This window comes from Paenibacillus sp. Marseille-P2973 (assembly GCF_018101095.1).
Taxonomy (GTDB): domain Bacteria; phylum Bacillota; class Bacilli; order Paenibacillales; family Paenibacillaceae; genus Fontibacillus; species Fontibacillus vini.
The window spans coordinates 1-942 of record NZ_JAGQEH010000034.1; the positions used below are offsets into that span (position 1 = coordinate 1).

The window sequence follows — 942 nt, forward strand, 5'->3', positions numbered from 1 at the left end:
TAGGCTCCCACCTATCCTGTACAAATCGTATCAAAGTCCAATATCAAGCTGCAGTAAAGCTCCATGGGGTCTTTCCGTCTTGTCGCGGGTAACCTGCATCTTCACAGGTATTAAAATTTCACCGGATCTCTCGTTGAGACAGCGCCCAAGTCGTTACGCCATTCGTGCGGGTCAGAATTTACCTGACAAGGAATTTCGCTACCTTAGGACCGTTATAGTTACGGCCGCCGTTTACTGGGGCTTCAGTTCATAGCTTCGGGTTACCCCTAACCACTCCCCTTAACCTTCCAGCACCGGGCAGGCGTCAGCCCGTATACTTCGCCTTGCGGCTTCGCACAGACCTGTGTTTTTGCTAAACAGTCGCTTGGGCCTTTTCACTGCGGCCCCCTCGTGCTATTCACACTACCGGGGCACCCCTTCTCCCGAAGTTACGGGGTCATTTTGCCGAGTTCCTTAACGAGAGTTCTTCCGCGCGCCTTAGAATTCTCTTCTCGCCTACCTGTGTCGGTTTGCGGTACGGGCACCTTCACCTGGCTAGAGGCTTTTCTTGGCAGTGTGAGATCATGACCTTCGGTACTGTAAATTTTCCCTCCCCATCACAGCCCAGCCTTACGATGTGCGGATTTGCCTACACATCAGCCTCACTGCTTGGACGAGCATCCATCAGCTCGCGTCACTACCCTACTGCGTCACCCCATTGCTCATAACGGTTTACGGTGGTACAGGAATTTCAACCTGTTGTCCTTCGACTACGCCTTTCGGCCTCGCCTTAGGTCCCGACTTACCCTGAGCGGACGAACCTTCCTCAGGAACCCTTAGGCTTTCGGCGGATCAGATTCTCACTGATCTTTTCGTTACTCATACCGGCATTCTCACTTGTATGCTGTCCAGCGCTCCTTACGGTACACCTTCAACCTACATACAACGCTCCCCTACCCCTGA

Annotated in this window: 1 rRNA gene; it reads right to left on the reverse strand. The window is 53.0% G+C overall.

The features are described 5' to 3' along the window. Positions 1-942, reverse strand: a 23S ribosomal RNA gene (locus KB559_RS25015); the annotation flags it as partial.